Annotated in this window: 1 protein-coding gene; it reads right to left on the bottom strand. The window is 45.7% G+C overall.

What is annotated here, in order from left to right; all coding sequences use genetic code 11:
- Positions 1 to 2,037: ATP-binding protein (locus C7B77_RS28945; protein WP_245894531.1), on the bottom strand; the 2,037-nt coding region annotated here is incomplete at both ends.

The raw sequence follows: 2,037 nt of genomic DNA, 5'->3' as shown, positions 1-2,037 counted from the left end.
ACCGTAGCCTGGGAAGGTTTCGAGGATCAATCGACCGCCAATACTTTCAATTTGCGAGACCACTACGTCCATCCCGACGCCGCGTCCAGAGACTTCGCTAATCGTGTTGCTAGAACTAAATCCAGGTTGGCACAACACGGCCAAAAGTTCGGCATTGGTACTAGTTTGGTTGAGACTAAATCCTTTCGATTTGGCAAGATTGCCAATCCGCTCGGCATCGATCCCACCACCATCATCTTCGATCTTCAGGAGGTACATATTTCCCTGCTGGTGGAGGGAAATTTGAATCTTACCTCGCTCTGATTTGCCTGCATCCAAACGTTGCTGGACGGGTTCTAACCCGTGATCGTAGGCGTTTCGCAACAGGTGCAGTAAGGCGGGTTCGAGTTGTTGGACAATTCCGGCGTCGAGTTCGATATGTTCGTTTTCGACAATGAGTTCGGCTGGCTTGCCATAACGATTGGTGAGATCGCGCAAAATTGCTTTGGCTCTGAGTGTCAGGTTCCGAAATGGTACCAGACGGCTGGCTTCGATCCCGTCTTTGAGTTGTAAAATACTTCGATCGAGTGCATCTAGGCGAATCGTACTTTGATAGGTGGATGACTCAATTTCTTGTCCTAATTCGGACAGGCGCAGGATATTTTCTAGCAAGCGGACGATCGTCGAGTAGCCTTGACGATAACGTTCGAGGGTGACGTTAGTGCCCGAATCTTGTTTTTCGTCGCTGAGGTTGCGAAGCAAGGCGTAGTCATCTTGCAGTTGCCGCAGCCGAGTCACAAATTGAGAATTCTCGCGGGTGAGTGTAGTTAGTTGGGCGAGCTGAGATTGGAGTTGGGAGGAGATACTTGTCACCGCTCTTGCCGTCAAGAGGGTTTCAACTACCTGTTGTGCGGATTTGTCGAGTCTTTCGAGGGGAACGGGGATTTGGACGCTCCGTTTGACTGGGGTGACTAGATTGGTAGTAGTGGGAACCAATGGCACTGCGGGGTCAATGGGAGCGGAATCGACGATCGGGTTGCTAGGAGTTATTGCCAATTCAACACGATCGGTAGCAAGCGATGGAGGCTTACTTGCGGTCGTAAATGCATTAGCCTCTAACGCTGCGGTAGTTGCAAAAGTGCTTAATCGATCGATCGCTTCTTTTGTGAGTAGATCTACTTCAGCTTTACTTAATAAGGCTTTATTTTCGCGATCGATTTCTGCCGTTTCAATGAATGAGTTGATTTCTGCCGATCGATCCGATAATTTATCTAATAAATCTGGTAAATCTGCGATCGATTCGCTTTTGGCAAGTTCATCGATCGATGTTAATAATTGATGGCGATCTGCTTCGATATTTTGGTCGATCGATTCTGGTTCTGGGTTGTCAAACAACTCATCTTTAATATTCAAGACATCGATCGGATCGGTGCTAATCTCCTCGACTATAAATGTAGGTTGAGTGCTCTCACCTTCCGGATCGAGTGTCGATTGCGCTAAGGTATCGAAATCTGGATCCGAAGTTTCGATGCTGCTACTAAGATCCTCCAATGATAATATCGATTGAGTTAGCGTATCTAAATCTAGATCGCTTGTCGATTGTTTGAGAGTACCGAAATCTGGATTGACATTTTCGAGGCTATTATTAATGCAATCTAATGATATTGTCGATTGAGTTAAGGTATCGAAATCTAGATCGATCGTTCCTTGCGTCAAGGTATCGAAGTCTGAATCTGAAGGAGCAAATTGGTTATTAATCTCCTCTAGCTCTAACGACGATTGAGTTAAGGTATCAAAATCTAGATCCATCGTGCCTTGAGTCAAGGTATCGAAGTCTAAATCTGAAGGTGCAAATTGCTGATTAATCTCCTCCAGCTCTAACGACGATTGAGTTAAGGTATCAAAATCTAGATCCATCGTGCCTTGAGTCAAGGTATCGAAGTCTAAATCTGAAGGTGCAAATTGGTTATTAATCTCCTCCAGCTCTAACGACGATTGAGTTAAGGTATCAAAATCTAGATCGATCGTGCCTTGAGTCAAGGTATCGAAGTCTAAATC

Source organism: Chamaesiphon polymorphus CCALA 037 (assembly GCF_003003845.1).
Taxonomy (GTDB): Bacteria; Cyanobacteriota; Cyanobacteriia; order Cyanobacteriales; family Chamaesiphonaceae; genus Chamaesiphon; species Chamaesiphon polymorphus.
This window is presented reverse-complemented; position numbering and strand designations above follow the sequence as displayed.